Raw genomic sequence first — 21,797 nt, forward strand, 5'->3', positions numbered from 1 at the left:
GAGAGGTGGGGGACGGCCAGTGGCCGTGCTCAGAAGCGTGCTGACCTGCGTAGTCGCACTACCGGCAGATCGCTGCAATTCGCCTCGGCGCAAGCCATGAGAGGCATGGTGTGAGCTGCGGCTTTACCCTCGGGCCGGTGATCAACCCTGGAGGGTTCGGAACCCGGAAACGTGCGCGGCGAGGCGGTGGACGGTGGCGAGTCGGTGATCAACCCTGGAGGGTTCGGAACAGGTACCAGGGGCGCAGGTCGAGCATGGCGGTGCGCGGTCGGTGATCAGGCCTGGAGGGTTTGAGACGCCAAAAGCCAGTGGGCAGAGGGGACTGGGCAGGGGGACACGGCCGTGCCGGGTTTGGTGGGCAACGGTTCGGATCGCTGTCAGTGACACGTCAGCGCGACCCGGCAGCATGACGGTGGGACGAGTGGCTGGACAGGGGGACGAACCGATGAGCAGCGCACCGCCGAAAGAGAGCGTCGTCGAGGACCTCCTGGTGGCCGCCCCGCCACCGGCCCGGACGGTCGTGGACATGATGCGCGACCGCGCCACGGGCCCGGATGCCGACCGGCCCCTGTTCACCGCCCTGGGGGCGGCGGGCGAACGGATGGCACACCTCACGCCGGCCGAGCTCGACGCACGTGCCCGTGCGGTCGCGGCAGCCCTGCGTCGGACCGGACGGCCCGGTGACCGGGTGATCGTCCCGCCGATGCCGGGCCTGGACTTCCACGTCGCGTTCTTCGGCTGCCTGTACGCCGGGATGGTCGCCGTGCCGGTGGCGGACGCGACCGGACCGGTTGTCGCCGCCATCGCCCGGGACTGCCGTCCCGGTGCGGTACTGGTGCCGGATGCCACAACTCCGGGACCCGTGCCGGGCGTGCCCCGGGTCGCCGTGCGGGGGCAGGCGCGCGCGTCCCGCCACTGGCGCGGTGGCCCCGTGGCCCCGGGCCCCCTGGCCCCGGACCCCGCAGCCCCGGGCCCCCTGGCCCCAAGCTCCGTGGCCCCGGACGCCCTGGCCCCGGACCCCTTGGCCCCGGGCCCCGCGGCCCCGGCGCTGCTCCAGTACGCCGCCCGGACCGGCCGGCGGGGGCCGGCCGGTGTCGTCGTCGGCCACGGTGCGCTGGTGGCCGGCCAGGCGGCGGTGCGCGACCGGTGCGACGTCGACCCCGGCACGACCGTCGTGAGCTGGCTGCCCCTCTGGCACGGCACGGGACTGGCCACGGCGCTCGTCCTTCCGCTCGTGTCGGGGGCGACCGCCGTGACCCTGGAGCCCGCCGCGTTCGTGCGGGACCCGCGCGTGTGGCTACGCGCCATCGAGGCGGAGGAGGACGTCTTCGCCGCGGCGCCGGACGCCGCGTACGAGCTGTGCGTCAGGCGCGTCCCGGCGGCCGAGCGGATGCGCATCGACCTGTCGACGTGGCGGGTGGCCGCCGTCGGGGCCGGGGGTGGGCGGCCGGTCAGGGCCCGGACGCTGCACCGGTTCGCCGACGCGTTCCGGCCCGGTTTCTTCCGCGAGGAGGTGTTCGCCGCGGGCTACGGCACCGGCGGGGGAGCCCTCGGGGCCACGCTGGCACGGCCGCTCCACCCGACGGTGGCCGGGCACTACGACCGCGCCTCCCTCACCCGGGGGGAGGCGGTGCCGGTGTCCCGGGCCGATCGCGGCGGGGTCGAACTGGTCGGCCGGGGAACGCCGTTGCCGGGCGTCGGTGTGCGGGTCGTCGACCCGGCGTCGCGCCGGGCGGTCCCGGAGCGGGTCGTCGGCGAGATCTGGGTGGACGCGCCGGGGGGCGCCGTCAGCCGTACCGGGGACCTGGGCTTCTTCGACGGCGGCGAGCTGTTCGTGACGGGCTGACCCCGGCGTGATCGAGCGGATCCTGCCACCGTACGTCGTCGCGGTCGAGGCGTTCTCCGACCCTCCGGGCGCCCGGCTCCTCCCCGAGGAACGGGCCGTCGTGGCAGGCGCCGCGGAAGGGCGCCGGCGCGAGTTCACGACCGTACGGCACTGCGCCCGGCTCGCCCTCGCCGAACTGGGCCGGCCGCCGGTACCGCTCCTGCCCGACGCCGACGGCGCCCCCCGGTGGCCGGACGGGGTGGTCGGCAGCATGACGCACTGCCGGGGCGGCTACCGCGCCGCTGCCGTGGCCCCGCGTACCGCCGCGCGGGCCGTCGGGGTGGACGCCGAACCGCACCGGCCGCTGCGGGAGGGGGTACTGGCGAGCGTGGCCCGCCCCGGCGAACGCGCCCGGCTGGCGGGGCTCGAACGCGCCGGCGCGGCGGTGTGCTGGGACCGGCTGCTGTTCTGCGCCAAGGAAGCCGTGTACAAGGCGTGGTTCCCGCTCACCCGCGTGCGGTTGGGCTTCCACGACGTGGACGTCGTCTTCGAGCCCCGTACCGACGTGTTCCGGGCCCGGGTCGTGGGGGGCGGGGCGGCCGGGCGGGAGCCGGTGGACGAGCCTTCGTTTTCCCGCGGAGGGCTGACCGGACGGTGGGTCGTCGGCCACGGGGTGGCCGCCGCCGCGGTGGCCCTGCCGTCGTTTGACATCGGTGCAGGTCGTGGGAAAGTCTCCTCGTAAAGTTTCCCGGGAAGTCAGAGGTGGGCCATGACCAGCGAGGAGCTTCTGGCTGTTCTCGCTGCCGTCGGCCACGCACAGCGCCTGCGGGTCATCGCGGAGCTCGCCGAGGGACGGATGTACGTCAGCGAGCTGGCCCGCCGCCTCGGGATGTCCCGCCCCCTGCTGTACATGCACCTGGAACGGCTGGAGAAGGCCGGTCTGGTCGTGGGCAACCTGGAGCTGTCCGACGACGGCAAGGCGCTGAAGTACTTCGAGCTGGCCCCGTTCGACCTGCACGTGAATGTCGATACGATCCTCGCGGCCGTACGGGCCGACGACGCCCGGGCGGTGGACGCGGGTGCCGCCCCGGAGCGGGCGGGCGCGAAGGGCCCGGAAGACCGGAAGAACCTGAAAGACGTGAAGGGGAAACGCACATGACCGGGGCCGTCATCGCCGTCGCCGTCGTCCTGATCGTCGTCGGCGGCATCACAGCGAGCGTGGTCGCGTACTTCAGACTGCAGCGCCACCGTGCCGACGCCGTGGCGATGGCCTCGTACCGCAAGCTCGCCGAGGAAGCGGTCGCCCAGCAGGAGTCCCTGCGCAGCCAGCTCGCCGAGCTCGGTGACCGCGTCAAGGCCGTCGAAGCGCTGCTCCGCAGCGTCGACTAGCCCGTTCCCCGACCTGGGCGCGGGGGTTGCGGGTCCGTTGATCCCTGGCGCGCTGTCGGCGGGAGGGGCGGGGTGCTCCGGCGGGGCGCGCCAGGGGCTGTCGTACGACGGCCGGATCGCGTGCCCGCCGGGCGGCGTCGTCGTGCCCGGCACCGGGCGCAGGGCGTTCCGCGGCACGGTCCACGAGCCGCGGCCCGCTGTGAGCGCGCGGATCGCCGGGCGGGGTCACCGAACGATCGACAGGGCGGAGGAGGCGCGGGGTCCCGGACCGGGCGACCGCGCCCGCCGCCCGCACACGGAGCCCTTGCCGGTCGATCGACTCCGTCATCGGGGACGTCGCGTCGGGTGACCGCGCCCGCCGCCCGCACCCGGAGTCCTCGCCGGTGGGGTGTGCGCGGTCACGAGGCGCGTCGCTGCCCGGGGGCGGCCTCCAGGGCCGGCCGGCCCCGCCGGCGGACGACGTTCTGGGGCGGGAGCGTCCGGACGACCCGGCCGTCCAGCAGGGCCACGCCCAGCGGGGTCACCGTGTGCAGCACCGTGTTGCGGATGCGGCGCGTGGTGATCAGGCCGGTCTCGCGCAGCACTGCCGTGTGCTGGCTGGCGCCGGCCGCGGAGATGCCGAGCCGGTCGGCGAGTTGACTGGTGGTGCAGGTGGCCCGCAGCACGCGCAGCGCGGCGGCCCGGGTCTGGCCGACCAGGGCGCCGAGCGACTGCGCCCGGCCGTCGGGCTCCTCCCACAGCGCGGCGGCACGAGCGGGGTCGGGCGGCGCGGCGAACGCCAGCACCGCCTGGCCGTTCTCCGCCGTGGCCGCCATGAGCCGGCCGGGCCGGTGGTTGAGGAACACCGACGGGGTGAGGACCAGTCCCCGCCCGTCGAGGTGGACGTCCTCGTCGGGCCCGCCCGGTATCTCCAGGACGGGGGCGCGCCAGATCGTCCGGGGGTGCAGCGTGGCCAGGAGCTGCTCCACTCCCCCCGCCATGACGATCCTGCCGCGCGCCTCGCACTCGGCCTCCAGGTAGGCGCGCAGTTGGTCCCAGTACGGGGCCACCGCCGCGCGCCAGACCTCCGGCAACCCGGTGTGCCGGTCCGCCGCGCCCGGGTCGTCGCCGTACCGCTCGGCGTGTGCGACGAGCAGCTCCGGGTCCAGGGTGCCACCGCCGTGCGCGGGTGGCGACGACCACCCGGGCAGCCGTTTGGCGACCTGGCTGCGCCACCGCGCGTAGGGCGCGCCGACGCTGCGGCTGAGGAGGCCGGCCGCGAAGGCCGTCTCCACGAGCGGCCCCACGGTGGGCCGCAACCGGGTTCTGGCGAAGTCGGCGGCGCCGAAGTGGATTCTCTGCATGGTGGCCCCCGTAGTCCCCGCGGACAGGCGGGGGAAGAGAAAAAGATGAGGAGAAGACGCGGAGAGACGTTCAGGCGGAGCAGCCGGTCAGGGAGACGAAGACGTCGTCGAGGGTCGGCCGCCGCAGTGCGAAGTCGGCGACCTCCACCTTCTCCCGGCGCAGCGCGGCGGCCGCCGTGGCGATGCCGTCCATGCCGTCGCCGACGGCGATGGAGACGATGCCCTTGTCGCGGTCCACCACCGGCTCGGTGGCGGTCGCCCGGCGCAGCGCCGACACCGCCGCCGCCACCCGGTCCGGATGCGTGACAACGATTTCCAGGCGCTCCTCGCCGACCTTGCGCTTGAGCTCGTTGGGCGTGCCGTCGGCGATCACCCGGCCCGCGTCCACGACCACGATCCGGTCGGCGAGGTAGTCGGCCTCCTCCAGGTACTGGGTGGTCAGCAGGACGGTGACGCCGTCGGAGACGAGCTCCCGCACCGCCGACCACAGGCCCATCCGGCTCACCGGGTCCAGACCCGTGGTGGGCTCGTCGAGGAAGAGCACCGAGGGCCGCGCGACCAGGCAGGCCGCCAGGTCCAGGCGCCGCCGCATGCCGCCCGAGTAGGTGCGGGCCGGGCGGTCGCCCGCGCCCGTCAGGTCGAACCGGTTGAGCAGCTCCGCCGCCCGCTCCCGCGCGGCCCGCCTGCCCAGGTGCAGGAGCGTGCCGATCAGCACCAGGTTCTCGCGCCCGGTGAGGAGTTCGTCCACGGCCGCGTACTGGCCTGCCAGGCCGATCCGTCGGCGCACCTCGCGGGGCCGGCGCACCACGTCGTACCCGGCGACCTCGGCGCGACCGCCGTCCGGGACGAGCAGGGTCGCCAGCGTGCGTACCGTGGTGGTCTTGCCGGCGCCGTTCGGCCCGAGCAGACCCAGCACCGTACCGGCCGGCACCGCGAGGTCGACCCCGCGCAGCGCCTGGGTCCGCCCGTACCCCTTGCGCAGCCCCTCCGCCTGAATCGCCATGTCCACGGTTCGGGGTCCTTCAGGACGCCTGCGGCGCACTGGACTCGCGCAGGCTCAGGGGGCGCATGTCCGTCCAGTTCTCCTCGACGTACGCGAGCGCCGCGTCGCGCGGGCCCTCGTCGAGGGCGACCGTCCAGCCGTCCGGCCGCTGGGCGAAGGCCGGCCACAAGGAGTGCTGGCCCTCGCCGTTCACGAGTACGAGAAACGTTCCGTCCTGGTCGTCAAAGGGGTTCGACACGTCGCCCACTCACTCCCGTATCCGAGTCGTATGTCGTGCGCGCCGTGTGTCCGACGCATGGCCATGCTGTCGGATTCCACTGACACGTCACTGACCGTCCTCTGATGCGCGGTGCCCCCGCTATCGGGCCGGGCGCTTCGACTGCCGCCGCGTGGCAGCGACGTCGCACTTGCCGTTGGAGTTGAAGACGATCTCCCGGACGACGTGCACCTCGTGGGGGACCAGGCCCGAGGGCAGTGCCCCGGAGAGCGCCCTGCGCAGCGTCCCGGCGAGCGCCTCGCCGTCGGTGCGTGCCGGGTCCGTGGCGCGGACGAACAGCTCCAGGCCGTCCACGGGGCCCCGCACGACGTCGAAGGCCGCGTCGGCGACGCCGGGCACGGCCAGCACGTGATGGCGCAGCTCGCCCAGCTCGACGCGGTAGCCGTTGACCTTCCACTGGTCGTCCCGGCGCCCGAGGTGGAGCAGGAGCCGCTCGGGGAGCAGCTCGGCCATGTCGCCGGTGCGGTACGCCGGGCCCGGCGCGCCGCCCAGTTCCCGCTCGTCGACGAATCGGTCACCGGCGCCCGTGCCGCCCAGGTATCCGGCGGCGACGGCGCGCCCGGCGATCACCAGTTCGCCGGGCCGGCCGGGTGGCAGGGGCCGTAGCTGCTCGTCCACCACGTAGGCGCGGGTGTTCCAGGCGGGTGTGCCGATGGGCACGGTCGGCGTACCGGGCAGGGCGGTGTTGTCGAAGCGGTGGGCGCAGCAGCCGATCGTCGTCTCGGTCGGGCCGTAGTGGTTGACGAGCCGCACGCCGTCGAGCCGGGAGCCCAGCGCGGTGATGAGCGCCGGGTCGAGCGCCTCGCCCCCGAACATCAGCAGCCGGGTCGTCCGGTCGTAGCGGGGCGGCTCGGCGAGGGCCTCGAAGAACCGGGCGTGGGAGGGGGTGAGCTTGATGAAGGTGTACGGGTCCGCCCCGGCGCCGAACAGCGTGGCCTGGTCCCACAGCCCGGGCACGGTCACCACCCGCGCGCCCCCGGCGAGCGGCACCCACAGGGACGTCATGGCCAGGTCGTAGCCGAGGCTGGCGAACAGCGGGCTGCCGCTCCCGCCCGCCCCGACGAGCGACCCGCACCAGGCCGCGTAGTTGGCGAGCGACGCGTGCGGGACCATGACGCCCTTGGGCGTGCCGGTCGAGCCGGAGGTGAACACGACGTACGCGATGTCCTCGCCGCGCGGCAGCTCGTGCTCCGGCGGGGTGCGGACGTCCGCGAGCTCCGCCACGTCGATGACGGGTACGTCGAGGGCGGGCAGCCGGTCCGTGGCCACCGGGCCGTCGTGGACGAGGGCGGTCGGCCGGGCGCCGGCGAGCACCGTGCCGACGCGTTCGGCGGGGTGGGTCGGATCTAGGGGCACGTAGGCGGCGCGGAGGGACATGACGCCGAGCGCGGCGGCGATCACCCCGGCGGTCCGGTCGGCCCACACGGCCACCCGGTCGCCGGGGCCCACCCCGGCCTCCCGCAGCACGGCGGCCACGACGAGGGCGCGGTGCCACAGCCGCCGGTACGTCCAGGACGTGTCACCGGACCGGACGGCCACGGCGTCCGGCCGCACGTGCGCGTGCGCCCGTACGAGTCGTACCACCGAGTCCGTTTCGATGTCGCGCACCTCACCGGAGAGCATGCCGGGGTGCGCCACTGACGAGGTCATCGCTGCTCCTGTTGTCGGCTGTCGGCTGTCGGGGCCGGGTGTGGGCGCCCGCGCCCGGCGGGGCGGGACGGCGGGTCAGCTCAGTGCGGCACGGCTGACCATGTCGCCCATGGCCACGATGATCTTCCGTTCGCCCTCGAAGGGGTCCCGGCCGTGCGAGACGAGCATGTTGTCGATGACCGCCACGTCACCCCGCTCCCAGGGGAACCGCCGTGCCAGGGAGTCGTAGAGCGAACGCAGCAGGCTGATGGTGGCGCCGTCGATCGGGGAGCCGTCGCCGAAGGACGCGCTGCGGGGGTAGGCGGTCTCGTCGTCGCCGAACAGCGACCTCATGACCTCCCGGACGGACGGCTCCAGGCAGGCCGTGTGGTGCAGGAAGAGCTGGTTGAAGAAGACCTGCTCACCCGTGTCGGGGTGCTGGACGACGGCCGGCGCGTTCTGCACCGTCCGCAGGACGCCGTCGGGCAGCCACTCGCACTCCACGCCCTGGGCGCGGCAGCGCTCCTCCACCTCGTCGCGGTCGCCGGTACCGAACATCTGCTCCCAGCCGACGTCGAGCCCGGGGATGAAGTTGCGCACATAGCGGATGCCGAGCGCCTGGAAACGGTCGCGCAACTCGTCCGGGAGCGCCTCCCACACCCTGCGCCCGTCGACGATCGGCGTCGCACCGCCCCGGTCCGACGGCTGTACGCAGCAGAAGAACTGGCGGCTGGGCCACTGCGGCATGTGGGAGCTCTCGTGGTGGAACAGGATCGACTGCTGGGCCGGGTACGGCGTCGACTTGTAGACCCGTTCGGCGTCCTTCTCGTGCGGCAGGTCCCCGTAATCGCCGTACAGGGCGTCCACCAGGGAGGAGGCCACCGCCTCGAACGCGTCGGCGTCCGCGATGCCGAAGCCGCGCAGGACGACCGCGCCGTGGGTGAGGAGCAGACCGTCGATGGCCGGGCGGTGCCGTGCCGCCCACTCCACCGCGTCGAGGCCCGGTGTCTCGCACCGGAGCAGGGGCGGATAGATCTCGTCGTTGAATGAGACGCCAGGACCGAACATTCCCGACCATCCCTTCCTCTCGTGGTCGCAGGCACCGGCCGCGCCTCGTCCGAGGCCGCTTCGGTCTGCCCGACGGAGTGACACCGCCGGAAGCGCGGCGGCACCATGGGACGTGTTCGGCTTCTGGTCGTGCGTCAACTGGCTTGGTGGCGTGCCCAATGGGAATGACACGAGTCTAGGAAGCCGGGTGTGACCCGGCGACACTCTTAAGTTCGGGGCGAAAATCGCAGGTCACCTGGGATTTCGCGCCAGGGTCCGGCGCGGCCCGCAGGCGGCCGGCGGCACGGGACGGGGCCGTGCGGGGGCGTTCCCACGGGGGTTGACGGCGAGGGGGAGGGCCCCCGGGCCCGTTCCCGAGGCGGCCGGACCCGGGTGGACGGGCCCGGGTGGACGGGCCCGGGTGGACGGGCCCGGAGGAGCCGTGCCGCGGACGAGCCGCGACACCGGCGCCCACGGCAGCCGCCCCGGCGGTCCGGCGGGTTCGGTCCGTGGCGGGAACGGGTCCGCGGATGCCCCGCACCCCCTCCCCACGACGACGTCGGCCTCCACGACCACACCGGGCCGTGGAGGCCGACGTCGTGCGAGGCCCCCCACCGGCGGCGGTGTCCGGCAGCACACCGGGGCCTTCTCCCGCCCGGCGTCCGCTACTCGCGCACGCCCGCCATCTCGCCGGGCTTGCCGCGCAGGACCAGCCTCGCCGACAGCAGCGTGGTGGCGAGGGTCAGGCCCAGAGCGGCACCGGCCACCGCGACGAAGATCCACGGGGAGCCGTCCGGGACCGGGGAGCCCAGCACGCTGATGCTCAGCGGTACGAGCGTGAGCGCCGCGACCACCACGCCGAGGACGATGCCGGCGACGGCCACGAGGAACGCCTCGACCGCCATCATCTGCATCACCTGGCGGCGCGTGGAGCCGATCAGCCGCTGGAGCATGAACTCCCGCCGCCGCTCGGTCGTGGCGATGACCTGGGTGTTCACCAGGGCGATCGTCGCGTACCCCACGACCATGCCGAGCAGCAGGTACGACATCCACGTCTGCGTCTCGTCCGCCTCCGCCTGGACGACCGTCAACGCCGCACGGTCGGCGACCCGGAGGCCGGGGTGGTCGGCCGCCAGCGCGGACAGCGTCCCGGCGAGCTCGGCCCGGTCCGCTCCCGGCTCGGCCTTCACCATGATCTGCGGCAGAAGACCGGAGTCGGTGTGCGGCACCAGGACGGCGGCGGGCAGCAGTGCGGTCTCGTACCCGCGCCGGCCGTCGAGCGTGGCCACCAGGGTCAGTTCGGTGCGGGTGCCGTCGCCCAGCCGCATCGGCACCTCGTCGCCCAGCTCGTGCCCGGACGCCTCGGCGAACGCCGTCGGCAGGGCGACGGTGTCGCCGGTCAGCTCCGCCAGGCTGCCGCTGGAGGCACGGAACGCGGTGGTCCGGTCCAGGCCGTCCGGGGTGACGCCCAGCATCGGCACCTCGGTGGGCTCCGGCTCGTCGGGCTCGTCGTCCTCGTCCCCGCTGCCGGGCGCCGGCTTCGCGGGGGCGGGCGGGTCGATGTAGCCGATGGTGGAGACCTGGGCGGACGCGGCTTCGACGCCGGGCTGGCGGGCGACGGTCCCGACCAGGTCCAGCGGCAGGCCGCCGCTGACGGAGGTGACGACCAGGTCGGCCCGCAGGTTCTCCCGGAACGCCCGCTCCGCGCCGCTGGACTGGGTGGTCTGGAGGTAGATCAGCGCCATGGCCAGACCGCTGGCGAGCATGACGGGCATCACCGCACCGGTGAAACGGCTCGTACGGGCCTTGGCGTTGAGCGAGGCGAGCCAGCCGGCGAGGCCCGTGACGGCGCTCAGCGGCCCTCGCAGCGCCGCGGTGATCACCTTGGCGAGGCCCGGGCCGAGCAGGCCGAAACCGGCCGTCCACAGCATCGTCGCCGGGATCGCCGTGCTGCCCGCCGACGGGCCGGCGATGTTCGCGGTGACCAGGGCGAGCGCGGTGCCGCCACCGAGGAAGAGCAGCGCGAAGACCAGCCGGGACCTGCTGAACCAGCGTTGCTGGAGGGAGGCTTCGGCCAGCGCCTCGGTCGGTCGGGTGCGGGTCGCGACCCGTGCGCCGAGGAACGCCGCGCCGAGCGCCGTGAGCAGCGCGGTGGCGACGCCGACGGCCATGGGGACGAAGCCCGCGCGGAAGGCGATCGTCTCGGGGACGACTCCGCCACGGGCGAAGGCGTCCAGCAGCCACCGGCCGATCACCGGGCCGGGGAAGCACGCGAGCGCGGTGGCGAACACGGCGATGAACAGCGTCTCACCCAGCACCATCCGCCGCAGTTGGGCGGGGGTGGCGCCGATCGCCCGCAGCAGCGCCGACTCCCGCTGCCGCTGGTTCAGCGACAGGCCGACCGTGCTGGCGACGACGAAGACGGTGACCGCGGCGGACAGGCCGCCGAACACGGAGGCCAAGGTGACGAGTTTGCCGCCCTCGGCGATGACGTCGGGGTTCTCCGCCCAGCCGCGCTCGTCCCCGGACAGCACCTGTGCCGGTCCGTCCCCCACCACCTCCTCGATCGCCTGCTGGACCGGTCCGAGGGCCGTGCCCGGCGCGGTGAACACGCCGATCGCGTCCGCCCGGCCGGGCCGCCCGGTGGCCTCGGCCGCCTCGGTGTCGGTCAGGAACACCGTCGCCGGGTCGAGGGAACCGGGGCCGGAGACCAGCGCGGTGACGCGGTGGGTGCCGGGCGTGCCGCGCAGCGCCAGGCGCAGTTCCTGCCCGACGCGTACGCCGTTCTGCCGGGCGAACCGTGCGTCCAGGGCGACCTCGCCCGCCGCCGACGGCGCCTCGCCCTGCTCGACGTGGTACGGGGCCAGTGCGGCGGACGACCAGCCGTGGCCGGTCAGCGGGGCGCCGCCCTGCCGGTCGTCCAGTACGGCGGCCGGGAACGAGACGTCCGCGGCGGTGCCGGTCACGCCCGGCACCGCCTCGATCCGCTCCATCAGCGCGGTGTCGACGCGGATGCGTTCGGGGAAGACGTCGCGCCGGGTGCCGGGGTAGCGCTGGTCGCCGGTGACGACGACCTGCGCGGCGGCGAGGCGCTCGGGCGGGGCGGCCTTGTGCAGGCCCGTCTCGAAGAGGCCGCCGCATCCCACGACGATCGCGGCGCCGAAGAACAGCGCGATGAACGTCGCGATGAGGCCGCCCTTGTGGAACCGCAGGGTCTTGAGCGCGAGCCCGATCATCGGCGTGCTCCCCGGCCGTGGGGGGCGCCGTGGGCGGCGGCGTGCTCGTTGCCCCAGGCCCCGAGGTGGGTCATCCGCTCGGCGACCTGGTCGGCGGTCGCCCGGTCCAGGGAACTGACGATCCGTCCGTCGGCCAGGAACAGGACGCGGTCCGCGTGCGCGGCGGCCACCGGGTCGTGGGTGACCATCACGATGGTCTGCCCGGCCCGCTGGACGGCCTCGCGCAACAGCGTGAGCACCTCGCGCGCGGTGTACGTGTCCAGGGCGCCGGTCGGCTCGTCGGCGAAGACGACGGCGGGCTTGGTGATCAGTGCCCGTGCGATGGCGACGCGCTGCTGCTGGCCGCCGGAGAGTTCACCGGGACGGTTGCCCCGCCGGTCCGACAGGCCGACGCGGTCGATGACCTCGTCGACCTCGGCCCGCTTGGCCCGGCGGCCGGCGAGGCGCAGCGGGAGGGTGACGTTGTCGACGACGTTCAACGCGGGGAGCAGGTTGAACGCCTGGAAGATGAAGCCGATGCGCTCCCGGCGGAGCTTGGTCAGTTCCTTCTCGCCCAGCGGGGAGAGGTCCACGCCGTCGAGCAGCACGGTCCCCGACGTGGGCCGGTCCAGCCCGGCCGCGCAGTGCAGGAAGGTGCTCTTGCCGGAACCGGACGGGCCCATGACCGCCGTGAAGCTGCCGCGCGTCAAGCCGACGGTCACGCCGTCGAGGGCGGCCACCCGGTTCTTCGCGCCGCCGTAGACCTTGCGCACGGAGTCGAGCGCGACGACCTCGTGGCCGCCGTGTCCTCCGTGACCGTGCGGGCTCGGTGTCCCGTTCATGGGCGGTGTCCTTCGTGTGTGGTGGGCCCGGCGACCGGACGTGTTGGGGTGGGGCGGAGCGGGCCGGGCGCGGCGAGCACCCGCTTGGCCTCGGCGAGCGGGTCCGGCGGGGGGCGCAGCAGGGTGTGGGCGACGGTCAGGTGGAGCCGGGCGGCCGCCACCACGGCGTACGAGGCGTACGCGGCCAGGGCGAGGAAGACGGCCGAGGCGGTCAGCGCGGCCGGCCACGTGTCGATCCAGATCCCGGGGCCTGTGCCGTCCGAACGGCCGATCCGCACCCCGTCCGCGAAACTCCCGTCCGCCTGCCGGGAGTCGACGGCCCAGAACCACAGGGGCAGCGAGACCCCGGCGAGCAGGGTCAGCCAGACCGCCAGCGCGAGCGCGTCGAGGAGCAGCAGGAACGGGTGGAGGAGGATCAGGTAGCAGCAGTCGCGGTAGAAGGCGGGGTCGGTGCAGCGGGCCTTCAGGTGTCCGACGAGCCCCGGTTCCGTGACCTCCTGATAGGCGTATGGGATCGGCGCGTCGACCAGCGCGGCCCGGCCGCGCTCGACCTGGGCGCAGCACCGGACCACCCACACCGAGCCGATGGTGAGCGCCACCGTCACGGTGAGCTGGCTGAAGACGACGCCGACGAGGACGGCGGCGGTCGCCACCGCGAAGAACGCGCTGCCGGCCACGACGTACCCGGCGAGGTACGCGGTCGCCCGCCACGGGGCGGCGGACACCAACATGCGCAGCGGGTTGTCCTGCCGGGGCGTCCGGCGCGCGGGCAGCAGCGAGGCCCTGAAGGCCGTCACGGGCGGCGCGGACGCGGCCCCGCCCCGGTGCGGGCCCGGACCGCGGGTCGGGTCCGGGGCGGAACTCCCGGACGGGCCCGCGGTCGCCGGCGGGGCGGACGGCCCGCCCGGGGCGGGCCCGGGGAGCGTTCCCGGCGCGGGCCCGAACGGGTCTTTGGCGGCGGCCACCGGGGCCCCCGGCGCGGCACCCGGCGGGTGGGCGGGCGCGGCTTCGAACGGGGCTCCCGGCGCGGCGCCGGCCGGGGAACCGTGCGGAGCCCCCGGCGCTGCCTCGAACGGAGCGTCCGACGCGGCACCGCAGGCGGTTCTCGGGGGCGTCCACGGCGCGGCCGGCCGGGCTTCCGGCGCGGTGCCGGGCAGGGGACCGGGCGGAGTGCGGGGGACGGCGCCGGGCGGCGGTGCTTCGGACGGCGTCATCCCACGCTCCGCAGCAGGGTCTCGATCGACTTGAGGCGGTCGTCGAGCGCGCCCAACTGCCGGTGGAGGGCCTCGTGCCCGGCGCTCGCGTCCTCGGCGAGCTTGCGGTAGGAGGCCATGGCGACGGCGTCGGCGCGGTGCCGCTGGAGCCGGAAGTAGGCGACCACACCGAAGGTGCTGCCACCGGCAATGATCAGGATGATGGCGATCGTGATGACGGCGCCGGTCATGTGGGATTTCCCTTCACGTCACTGTCTGTGCCTTCCGCGTCCGCCGCCACGGCCGCGGTTATCGTCTCGGCGTTCACGCGCAGGTCGAACGGCGCCAGTTCGAAGTACTTCAGCGCCTTGCCGCTCTTCGACAACTCCAGGCTGCCGACCACCAGACCGGCCTTCTCCAGCCGTTCCAGGTGCATGTACAGCAGCGGTCGGGAAATCCCCAGGCGGCGGGCCAGCTCGCTCACGTACGTCCGCCCCCCGGCGACCTCCGCGATGACCCGGAGGCGTTGTGCGTGGCCCACGGCGGCGAGCACGGTCAGCAGCTCCTCGCTCGTCACGGTCCACGCCCTCTCACTGCCGGAAGTATGTAAGTTAAGACTTACACGTGCCTTGAGGGACTGTCAAAGGTCATGCTGGACCTTCTCCTGTCCGGGCAGCGCGAAGGCCCGGCCCCCGGGAGGGGAACCGGGCCTGGTGTGCGACGGACCGTCACATGGCGGACCAGGAACGGAACTGCCGCAGCCCGTACAGGAGCGGGGGGTGGCCGTGCCGCTCGACGATGTGGCGCGCGGTGCCGAACACGGTGACGTGGCTGCCGATCTTCCGGGTCAGGACGACGTCGCAGTCCGCGACGGTGTGCGCGTCCCTGGACAGGTGGGGGCCCGCCATGTCCGGGGTCTGCTCCCAGGGGAGGAGGTCGAAGCGGTGCGGGTTGCCCGAGGCGAAGAGTTCGGCGGCCTCCCGGGCGCCCTCGTGCAGGAGGTTGACCGCGAACGTGCCGCTCTTCACGACCGCCTCCAGCGTGGGGCTGCCGTCGCGGAGGCAGACCAGCAGCGTCGGCGGATCGAGCGACACGCTGCACACCGAGGAGCACGTCATCCCGCGCGGCGCACCCTCGTGGTCGGTGGTGGTCACCACGCAGACACCGGTGGGGAATCCGCTCATCATGGCGCGGAACCCGTCGGGGGTGGCCGGAGCGGACACCGGCGGGGCAGTGGGGGTCGAGGTCCGTGTCGCGGGGTCGGTCATCACGTACCGCTTTCTGTCTCTACGGGAAGCTTGTCGCGGTCGGAGCGGTGGTGCCGGTGAGGCGCTCCGTGTGGTGCAGTACGCGGCCTTCGTCACGGCGGTCGAGCCCGGTTCGGTTCAGTGGCGGGCCGGTCATGGAGGTCGTCACCGGGGCCGACGCCACCGGCGCCGGCACCAGGGGCGCGGACGGGATGCCCGCGCCCGGTCCCGCCCGGAGCACGATGAGCTCGGTCGGGCCCCGGGCGTCCACCGGCATGCCGGTCCGGTCCCGTGGTCCCGCGCGGCAGGCCGTCGGGGCGGGCGCCGGCACAACCGTCGACCGCCCCGCCGGCGCGGCCGGGCACCACGGCCACCATGATCGGCTCGGCGCGGCCGACGTCGGTCAGCGCAGCCGCGTGAAGTAGTCGTAGGCCTTGGGCAGCACCTCGGTCAGCCGCTGCGTCTTCTTCCGGATCTGCTCGAACTCCAGCTGTGCGGCGACGCCGTCGGTCAGGGCCAACGCGGGCGACGGCTTGAGGTCGATGCCGCCCATGCCGAGGAGGACGCACATGTACGAGTACGGCGGCAGTCCGTGGTAGTACGGGTAGACCGTCTCCGAGTCGGGGAGCTGCACCTTCCACTTCTCGATGCGCTCGGCCAGGGAATCGGGGATCTTCCGGGTCTTGGTGTCACGCCAGTACTGCGTGTCGTTCCGCTTGGCCGCCACGTAGTGCAGCACCAGGAATTCCCGTACGCCGTCCATGACGTGGGAGACGGCGCTGTTGTACAGATCGCGGTGCATGGAATTCCAGTCCGCGGACGGGAAGTTCTTCACCAACTGCTCGATGGCGTGGTGGATGAAGAAGATGCCGGTCGACTCCAGCGGCTCGACGAATCCGCTGGACAGGCCGATGGCCACGCAGTTCTTGACCCAGGAATTCCGGCTGCGGCCGATGCGCATGCGGATGTGATTGGCCTCGACGTCGGCGGCGGACGGGCCGACGAATTCCCGCAGAGTGCGCTCGGCCTCTTCCGGGGAGAGGTAGTCCTTCGCGTACACGTACCCGGTGCCGACGCGGCCCGTCAGCGGAATCGTCCAGATCCAGCCGGCGTCCTGGGCGGTCGCCGTCGTGCACGGCAGAATGCCGCGGCGCTCCATGTCCATGGGCACCTGGAGGGCGACCGCGCTGTCATTGGGAAGGGTGTCCTGGTAGGAGACGAACGGCTCCTCCAGGGCCTGGTTCAGCAGCAGCCCGCGGAATCCGGTGCAGTCGATGAACAGGTCGCCGGTGAGGTCGCCGTGCTCGCCCGTGCGCACCCCGGTGATCCAGCCCCGGTCGTCCAGGGAGACCTCGCGGACGTCGTCCACGATGTGCTTGACGCCGCGCTCGACCGAGTACGTCGTCAGGTACTTGGCGAGCAGCGCGGCCTCGAACTGGTAGGCGTAGGGGAACTGCGTCTTGCCCTGGTGCTCGGACATCGTCAGGCCCTGCATCTCGTCCGCGCCCTCGTCGAAGGGCTGGTCGATCAGCGTGCCGTCCAGGTGGCGCGGGCTGAGACCGGCGTCGATGACGGACGCCATCACGAAGCAGTCCTTGTCGAACCGGTCCGTCGGGCCCTGCTTGAGCCACCAGTCGGTGAGCGGGAAGCCGTTGACCGACCGCATCTGCTCGAAGGGGTGGTAGAAGTAGTGCCCCTTCTCGCGCCAGTTCTCGAACCGGACGGCGAGCTTGTACGTGGCGTTGCACGCCGGCATCCAGTCCTTCTCCTTGAGTCCCAAGAACTCGAAGAAGTGGCGGATGTCGCTGAACGTGGCCTCGCCGACGCCGACGGCGCCGATGTTCCCGGATTCCACGAGCGTGATGTCCATGCGGTCGCCGAACGCGGCCTTGAGGTAGGAGGCCGTCATCCAGCCCGCCGTTCCGCCGCCCACGATGACTGCGTTGTTGAGCATTGATTACTCCTGCCGGTAGCTCCACGAGTTCCGGTTCCAGAGGGCCGGACTTCCGGTCGTCGATGGCACCGGCCCGTCCGTGTATTCCCCGGGGTGGCGCCACTGATGAAGAACCCTAGGCAGGCGCGGAAGGGCGGGACAGGTCATTAAGCGTTGGATGAAAATTGCAGGCCGCCATGGTGGTTGTCGCGATGTCAGCACTGTGTCAGCGGGAAGCGGCAACATTGCCGCGCGAATGGTGGCGGGCGTCGTCCGAGCGACGTTCCGCCCGGGGGTGGCAACGGGTCGCCCGCCTATGCAATGGAGTCGTGCATGACACAGCAAGTCCATGTCCCGCCGTTCGCCGTGATTCCCGGCGCCCAGGTGGACCGTGTGCTGTCCGGCAGCGAGAAGGGCACCGTCGACCTGGTGGAAACGGCGTACCGGGTGCACGGCGAGGGCGACACGGTCAACCCGCCCTCGTACTTCCTGCGCTTCCCCGACCGGCCCTCCGCACGCATCATCGCCCTTCCCGCGTCGATCGGCGGCAGTACGCGGGTCGAGGGGCTGAAGTGGATATCCAGCTTCCCGCAGAACGTGGGCCGGGGCGTTCCCCGGGCCTCCGCGGTGCTGGTGCTCAACGACTACGACACGGGTTATCCGTTCGCCTGCCTGGAGAGCTCCATCATCAGCGCGGCGCGCACCGCCGCCTCGGCGGCGCTGGCGGCCGACCGGCTCTCCCGCGGCCGCGCCCGGCCGGCCCGGGTGGGCTTCGTCGGGACCGGGCTCATCGCCCGCCACATCCACACGTACCTGACCCGGACCGGCTGGGAATTCGACGAGGTGGGCGTGCACGACCTGTCCGCCGAACACGCCGCCGGCTTCCGCTCGTACCTGGAGGGCAGCGGCGCCGGCGGCCGGATCACCGTGCACGAGCGCGCCGAGGACCTGGTGCGCTCCAGCGACCTGGTGGTGTTCGCGACCGTCGCCCCGGCCCCGCACGTCACCGACCCGGACTGGTTCGCGCACAACCCGCTCGTCCTCAACGTCTCGCTGCGCGACCTCGCCCCCGAGGTGCTGCTCGCCTCGGCGAACGTGGTCGACGACGTCGAGCACTGCCTGAAGGCCGACACCTCCCCGCACCTGACCGAAAGGCTCACCGGCAGCCGGGACTTCATCGACGGGACGCTGTACGACGTGCTGACCGGACGGGTCCGGATGCCCGCCGACCGGCCCGTGGTCTTCTCCCCGTTCGGGCTCGGCGTCCTCGACCTCGCGGTCGGCAAGCACGTGTACGACACGGTTCGCGCCGACGGGGACCTGCACGTCGTCGAGGGCTTCTTCCACGAGATCGACCGCTACGGGCGCGCCGGCGAGGCCGGCGGCCGTACCTGAGACGGGGGTGGTCGCAGTGACCGTGATCTCCGCGCCGGAGGACTTCCACGTGGACGATCTCTACGTGGACCTCCGGTCGACCCTCGACACGTCGGTCTACCTGAAGTGCGAGGGCTTCAACTTCGCCGGCTCCATCAAGCTCAAGGCGGCGGCGTCGATGATCGCCGACGCCGAGAGGAGGGGGGCGCTCACCGGCAACTCGGTCATCGTGGAGTCCTCGTCGGGGAACCTCGGCGTCGCGCTGAGCATGATCGCAGCCGACAAGGGCTACCGCTTCCTGTGCGTCACGGACACCCGCTGCAACCTGGTCACCCGGCGGCTGATGGAGGCGATGGGCGCCCAGGTGCACATCATCACCGAACCCCATCCGGAGACCGGGTTCCTGGGCGCCAGACTCGACTACGTACGCCAGCTCTGCGCGACCGACGACCGCCACCTGTGGTTGAACCAGCACGCCAACCCCTACAACTGGCTGGCCCACTACCGGACGACGGCCCCCTCCATCGCGGCGCACTTCCCCGACCTCGACGTGCTGTTCGTCGGCGCCGGCACGACGGGCACGCTGATGGGCTGCGCGCGCTACTTCAAGGAGTCCGGCCGCCCGGTGACGGTGGTGGCCGTCGACTCGGTCGGCTCCGTCACCTTCGGCGGGCCGGCGGGGCTGCGGATGATCCCGGGCCTCGGTGCCGGCGTGCGGCCGCAACTGCTCGACGAGTCGTTCGTGGACGACGTGGTGCACGTACCGGAAGTGGAGGCGATCCGGGTCGCCCACCGGCTGGCGACGGTCGGCTTCCTGTTCGGCGGCTCCACGGGGACGGTCGTCGCGGGGGCCTCGGGCTGGCTGGCCGAGCACCGTCCGGACGGGCGGGCCACGGCGGTGGCGATCTCGCCGGACCTGGGGGAGCGGTACCTGGACTCGGTGTACCAGACCAATTGGGTCAGTGACATCTACGGCGCCCACGCGCTGGACCGGGACGCGATCCGGTCCAGCTGACGACCGCCCTCCGCAGGTCGGCACGGCTCCCGGCACCCACCGGTGTCGGGAGCCGTGCCGTCGTGTCCGCCGGGCGACCGGAACCCGGTCGTCGGGACCGCGCCACACGGACACCGATCCAGCCACCGTCCGGACTTACGGTTGACGTACATCACCATCACCTGTCATCTTCGACTTACACCCGTTGGGCGGTGATGACGACCCTGAAGGAGCTGGGACAGTGAAGAAGCAGCCGATCACCGTGAGGGTGGCCAGTTGGAGCGCCTTACACCCGGGGCGTGCGATCGCCGCATGGTTCGCGTTCGTGGTCCTGTGCCTCGCCGTGGGCATCGGGGTCGGCACCAACAGCGCGGTCGCCGAGGACTACCGGGTGGGCGAGTCCGGCCGGGCCGAAGCCATCGCGGCCGAGGCGGGCCTGGAGCGCAAGCCGACCGAGCAGGTCATGTTCAGCGCCGGGTCCGGCGAGCTCGACGAGGCGAAGGCCCGCGAGGCGGCCCGGGACCTCAGCAGCCGGATGAAGGGGCTGCCCGAGGTCCTCGAGGTCGAGGAACCGGTCCTCTCCGAGAACGGCCGGATGCTCATGGTCGAGGTGACCATGAAGGGCCCCAAGCGCGAGGCGATGGAGCACGTCGACCCGCTGCAGGAGCAGACGGCCGCCGTGCAGGAGGCCCACCCCGACCTGGTCGTCGAGGAAACCGGCGACGCCTCGGTCAGCAAGGGCCTCAACAAGCAGCGCAGCGACGACCTCGCCAAGACCGAGATGATCACCTTCCCGATCACCCTGGTCACCCTGCTGATCGTGTTCGGCTCGCTGGTGATGGTCGGCGTCCCGCTGCTGCTGGCGGTCTCCTCGATCGCCGCCGCGGTCGGCCTGTCCATGGTGGTCTCGCACCTGATCCCCGACGCCGGCGTCGGCATGAACGTCATCCTGCTCATCGGCATGGCGGTCGGCGTCGACTACACGCTCTTCTACCTCAAGCGGGAACGCGAGGAACGGGACAAGGCGGCCGGCGGCCTCAGCCCCGAGGCCCTGGTCGGCATCGCCGCGGCGACCGCCGGACGCGCCATCGTCGTCTCCGGCCTCGCGGTGATCGTCTCCAGCGCCACCCTGTTCCTGGCCACCGACATCATCTTCTCCTCGCTGGCCACCGCGACCATCCTCGTCGTCTTCGTCGCGATGGTGAGCTCGGTGACCGCCCTGCCCGGCCTGCTGGTCACGATCGGCCGGCGCGCCGACCGCCGCGCCTCCCGCGCCGCGGCCCGCGGCAAGCGGCTGCGCCAGCGCCGCCCGGAGCGCACCGGCCGGATGTTCACCGCCCTGCTGAACCCGGCACGCAAGCGCCCGATGGCCACCCTGGTCCTGTCCACGCTGGTCATGGTGGGGCTGGCGCTCCCCGCGCTCGGCATGGAGCTGCGCGTACTGAACAAGGACACGCACTCCCGGGCGATCCCCGCGATGCAGACCTACGACAAGCTCAACGACGCCTTCCCGGACCGCCGTTCCGAGCACTGGGTCGTCGTCCGCGCCGAAGGCGACCGGCGGGGCGAGGTCGCCACGGCCCTGGACGCGCTCGCCCAGCGGGCCAAGGGCGACCCGATGTTCTCCAAGAACCCGCCGGCCGTGCAGACGTCGACGGACGGGCGGGTCAGCGTGATGACCCTGGCCGTGCCGCACCGGCTCAGTTCCCCCGAGGCGACCGGTTCCCTGGAGCACCTGCGCCAGGACTACCTGCCGGCCACGCTCGGAAAGGTGCGGGGCGCCGAGTACGGCGTGGACGGGCCGGTCGCGGTCGACGCCGACTACCTCGCCCACCAGGACGACAAGCTGCCGGTCGTCGTCGGGTTCCTCCTGCTGCTGACCTTCCTGATGACCGTGCTGGTCTTCGGCTCGGTGGTCATCGGCCTGGTGGGCGTCCTGCTCAACCTCCTGTCCGTCGGCGCGGCCTTCGGCCTGGTGGTCGTCTTCTTCCAGTGGGGCCTGGCCTCGACCGTCTTCGGGTTCGACGAGAGCGCCACGAGCGCCATCGGCTCGCGGGTGCCCCTGTTCCTCTTCGTGATCCTCTTCGGCCTGTCGATGGACTACCAGGTCTTCGTCGTCAGCCGCATCAAGGAGGCGGCGATGAACGGGGTGCCCACCCGTCAGGCGGTCGTCGAGGGCATCGAGAGGTCGGCCAAGGTCGTGACCAGCGCGGCCATCGTCATGGTCACGGTGTTCGCCAGCTTCATGTTCCTGCACCTGGCCGAGATGAAGCAGATCGGCTTCAGCCTCGCGGTCGCCGTCGTGCTGGACGCCTTCATCATCCGGGTCATGATCCTGCCCTCGGCCCTGATCCTGCTGGGTGACGCGAGCTGGTGGCCCTCGAAGAAGATGCGGCGCGCGCGGAGCGCCGCCGCATCCGGAACCAGTGGTGGCCGGTCGGCCACCACGACCGCCCCGGCGGCTCGTCTCGGCTAGCCGCCGGCCC

General features: G+C 72.8%; 19 protein-coding genes. 7 read left to right on the forward strand and 12 right to left on the reverse strand.

The annotated features are described in order from the left end of the window. Positions 1-445 precede the first annotated feature (445 nt). The 4 genes from RND61_RS23275 to RND61_RS23290 are packed head-to-tail and all read left to right on the forward strand — an operon-like array spanning position 446 to position 3,214. Positions 446-1,846 (forward strand): AMP-binding protein, encoded by a 1,401-nt coding sequence (locus RND61_RS23275; protein ID WP_315880004.1) that lies wholly within the window; start codon positions 446-448, stop codon positions 1,844-1,846. Positions 1,847-1,853: 7 nt separating this feature from the next. Continuing rightward, positions 1,854-2,567, forward strand: a complete 714-nt coding sequence (locus RND61_RS23280; protein ID WP_315880005.1) for a 4'-phosphopantetheinyl transferase family protein — start codon at positions 1,854-1,856, stop codon at positions 2,565-2,567. Positions 2,568-2,594: 27 nt separating this feature from the next. After that, positions 2,595-2,984 (forward strand): ArsR/SmtB family transcription factor, encoded by a 390-nt coding sequence (locus RND61_RS23285; protein WP_315880006.1) that lies wholly within the window; start codon positions 2,595-2,597, stop codon positions 2,982-2,984. Then, positions 2,981-3,214: a hypothetical protein gene (locus RND61_RS23290; RefSeq protein WP_315880007.1), complete on the forward strand. Its 234-nt coding sequence runs from the start codon at positions 2,981-2,983 to the stop codon at positions 3,212-3,214. Before RND61_RS23285 ends, RND61_RS23290 begins: the two co-directional genes overlap by 4 nt. Positions 3,215-3,612: 398 nt before the next feature. Here RND61_RS23290 and RND61_RS23295 read toward each other — a convergent pair whose 3' ends face one another. From RND61_RS23295 to RND61_RS23350, 12 genes are all read right to left on the reverse strand, one after another. Further along, positions 3,613-4,557 (reverse strand): ArsR/SmtB family transcription factor, encoded by a 945-nt coding sequence (locus RND61_RS23295; RefSeq protein ID WP_315880008.1) that lies wholly within the window; start codon positions 4,555-4,557, stop codon positions 3,613-3,615. A 70-nt stretch (positions 4,558-4,627) separates the two neighbouring features. Next, a complete protein-coding gene (locus RND61_RS23300) occupies positions 4,628-5,566 on the reverse strand; it encodes an ATP-binding cassette domain-containing protein (RefSeq protein WP_315880009.1) in 939 nt (312 codons plus the stop codon). A gap of 13 nt (positions 5,567-5,579) precedes the next feature. Continuing rightward, the gene (locus RND61_RS23305) at positions 5,580-5,798 is read right to left on the reverse strand and encodes an MbtH family protein (RefSeq protein ID WP_315880010.1); all 219 of its coding nucleotides are present in this window, start codon (positions 5,796-5,798) and stop codon (positions 5,580-5,582) included. A 120-nt stretch (positions 5,799-5,918) separates the two neighbouring features. Next, the gene (locus RND61_RS23310) at positions 5,919-7,487 is read right to left on the reverse strand and encodes an amino acid adenylation domain-containing protein (protein ID WP_315880011.1); all 1,569 of its coding nucleotides are present in this window, start codon (positions 7,485-7,487) and stop codon (positions 5,919-5,921) included. A 75-nt stretch (positions 7,488-7,562) separates the two neighbouring features. Next, the gene (locus tag RND61_RS23315) at positions 7,563-8,534 is read right to left on the reverse strand and encodes a TauD/TfdA family dioxygenase (RefSeq protein WP_315880012.1); all 972 of its coding nucleotides are present in this window, start codon (positions 8,532-8,534) and stop codon (positions 7,563-7,565) included. Between the two features lie 644 nt (positions 8,535-9,178). Beyond that, the gene (locus tag RND61_RS23320; RefSeq protein WP_315880013.1) at positions 9,179-11,749 is read right to left on the reverse strand and encodes an ABC transporter permease; all 2,571 of its coding nucleotides are present in this window, start codon (positions 11,747-11,749) and stop codon (positions 9,179-9,181) included. Then, a complete protein-coding gene (locus tag RND61_RS23325) occupies positions 11,746-12,570 on the reverse strand; it encodes an ABC transporter ATP-binding protein (protein ID WP_315880014.1) in 825 nt (274 codons plus the stop codon). Before RND61_RS23325 ends, RND61_RS23320 begins: the two co-directional genes overlap by 4 nt. After that, complete coding sequence (locus tag RND61_RS23330) at positions 12,567-13,367, reverse strand: sensor domain-containing protein (RefSeq protein WP_315880015.1); 801 nt, start codon at positions 13,365-13,367, stop codon at positions 12,567-12,569. Before RND61_RS23330 ends, RND61_RS23325 begins: the two co-directional genes overlap by 4 nt. A 413-nt stretch (positions 13,368-13,780) precedes the next feature. Then, positions 13,781-14,014, reverse strand: a complete 234-nt coding sequence (locus tag RND61_RS23335) for a hypothetical protein (RefSeq protein WP_315880016.1) — start codon at positions 14,012-14,014, stop codon at positions 13,781-13,783. After that, positions 14,011-14,340, reverse strand: a complete 330-nt coding sequence (locus RND61_RS23340; protein ID WP_315880017.1) for an ArsR/SmtB family transcription factor — start codon at positions 14,338-14,340, stop codon at positions 14,011-14,013. Before RND61_RS23340 ends, RND61_RS23335 begins: the two co-directional genes overlap by 4 nt. 151 nt (positions 14,341-14,491) lie before the next feature. After that, complete coding sequence (locus RND61_RS23345) at positions 14,492-14,950, reverse strand: flavin reductase family protein (RefSeq protein ID WP_315880018.1); 459 nt, start codon at positions 14,948-14,950, stop codon at positions 14,492-14,494. Positions 14,951-15,413: 463 nt separating this feature from the next. Further along, the gene (locus tag RND61_RS23350) at positions 15,414-16,964 is read right to left on the reverse strand and encodes a tryptophan halogenase family protein (protein WP_315880019.1); all 1,551 of its coding nucleotides are present in this window, start codon (positions 16,962-16,964) and stop codon (positions 15,414-15,416) included. Positions 16,965-17,276: 312 nt separating this feature from the next. Here RND61_RS23350 and sbnB point away from each other — a divergent pair, with 312 nt between their 5' ends. The 3 genes from sbnB (at position 17,277) to RND61_RS23365 (ending at position 21,787) form a co-directional block, all read left to right on the forward strand. Continuing rightward, the gene (gene sbnB, locus RND61_RS23355; protein ID WP_315880020.1) at positions 17,277-18,338 is read left to right on the forward strand and encodes a 2,3-diaminopropionate biosynthesis protein SbnB; all 1,062 of its coding nucleotides are present in this window, start codon (positions 17,277-17,279) and stop codon (positions 18,336-18,338) included. Between the two features lie 16 nt (positions 18,339-18,354). Next, positions 18,355-19,332, forward strand: a complete 978-nt coding sequence (sbnA, locus tag RND61_RS23360; protein WP_315880021.1) for a 2,3-diaminopropionate biosynthesis protein SbnA — start codon at positions 18,355-18,357, stop codon at positions 19,330-19,332. Between the two features lie 220 nt (positions 19,333-19,552). Continuing rightward, on the forward strand, positions 19,553-21,787 hold the full coding sequence (locus tag RND61_RS23365) for an MMPL family transporter (RefSeq protein WP_315880022.1): 2,235 nt from the start codon (positions 19,553-19,555) through the stop codon (positions 21,785-21,787). Positions 21,788-21,797 lie beyond the last annotated feature (10 nt).

Origin of the sequence: Streptomyces tamarix (genome assembly GCF_032423885.1) — a bacterium.
GTDB classification, from domain to species: Bacteria; Actinomycetota; Actinomycetes; order Streptomycetales; family Streptomycetaceae; genus Streptomyces; species Streptomyces tamarix.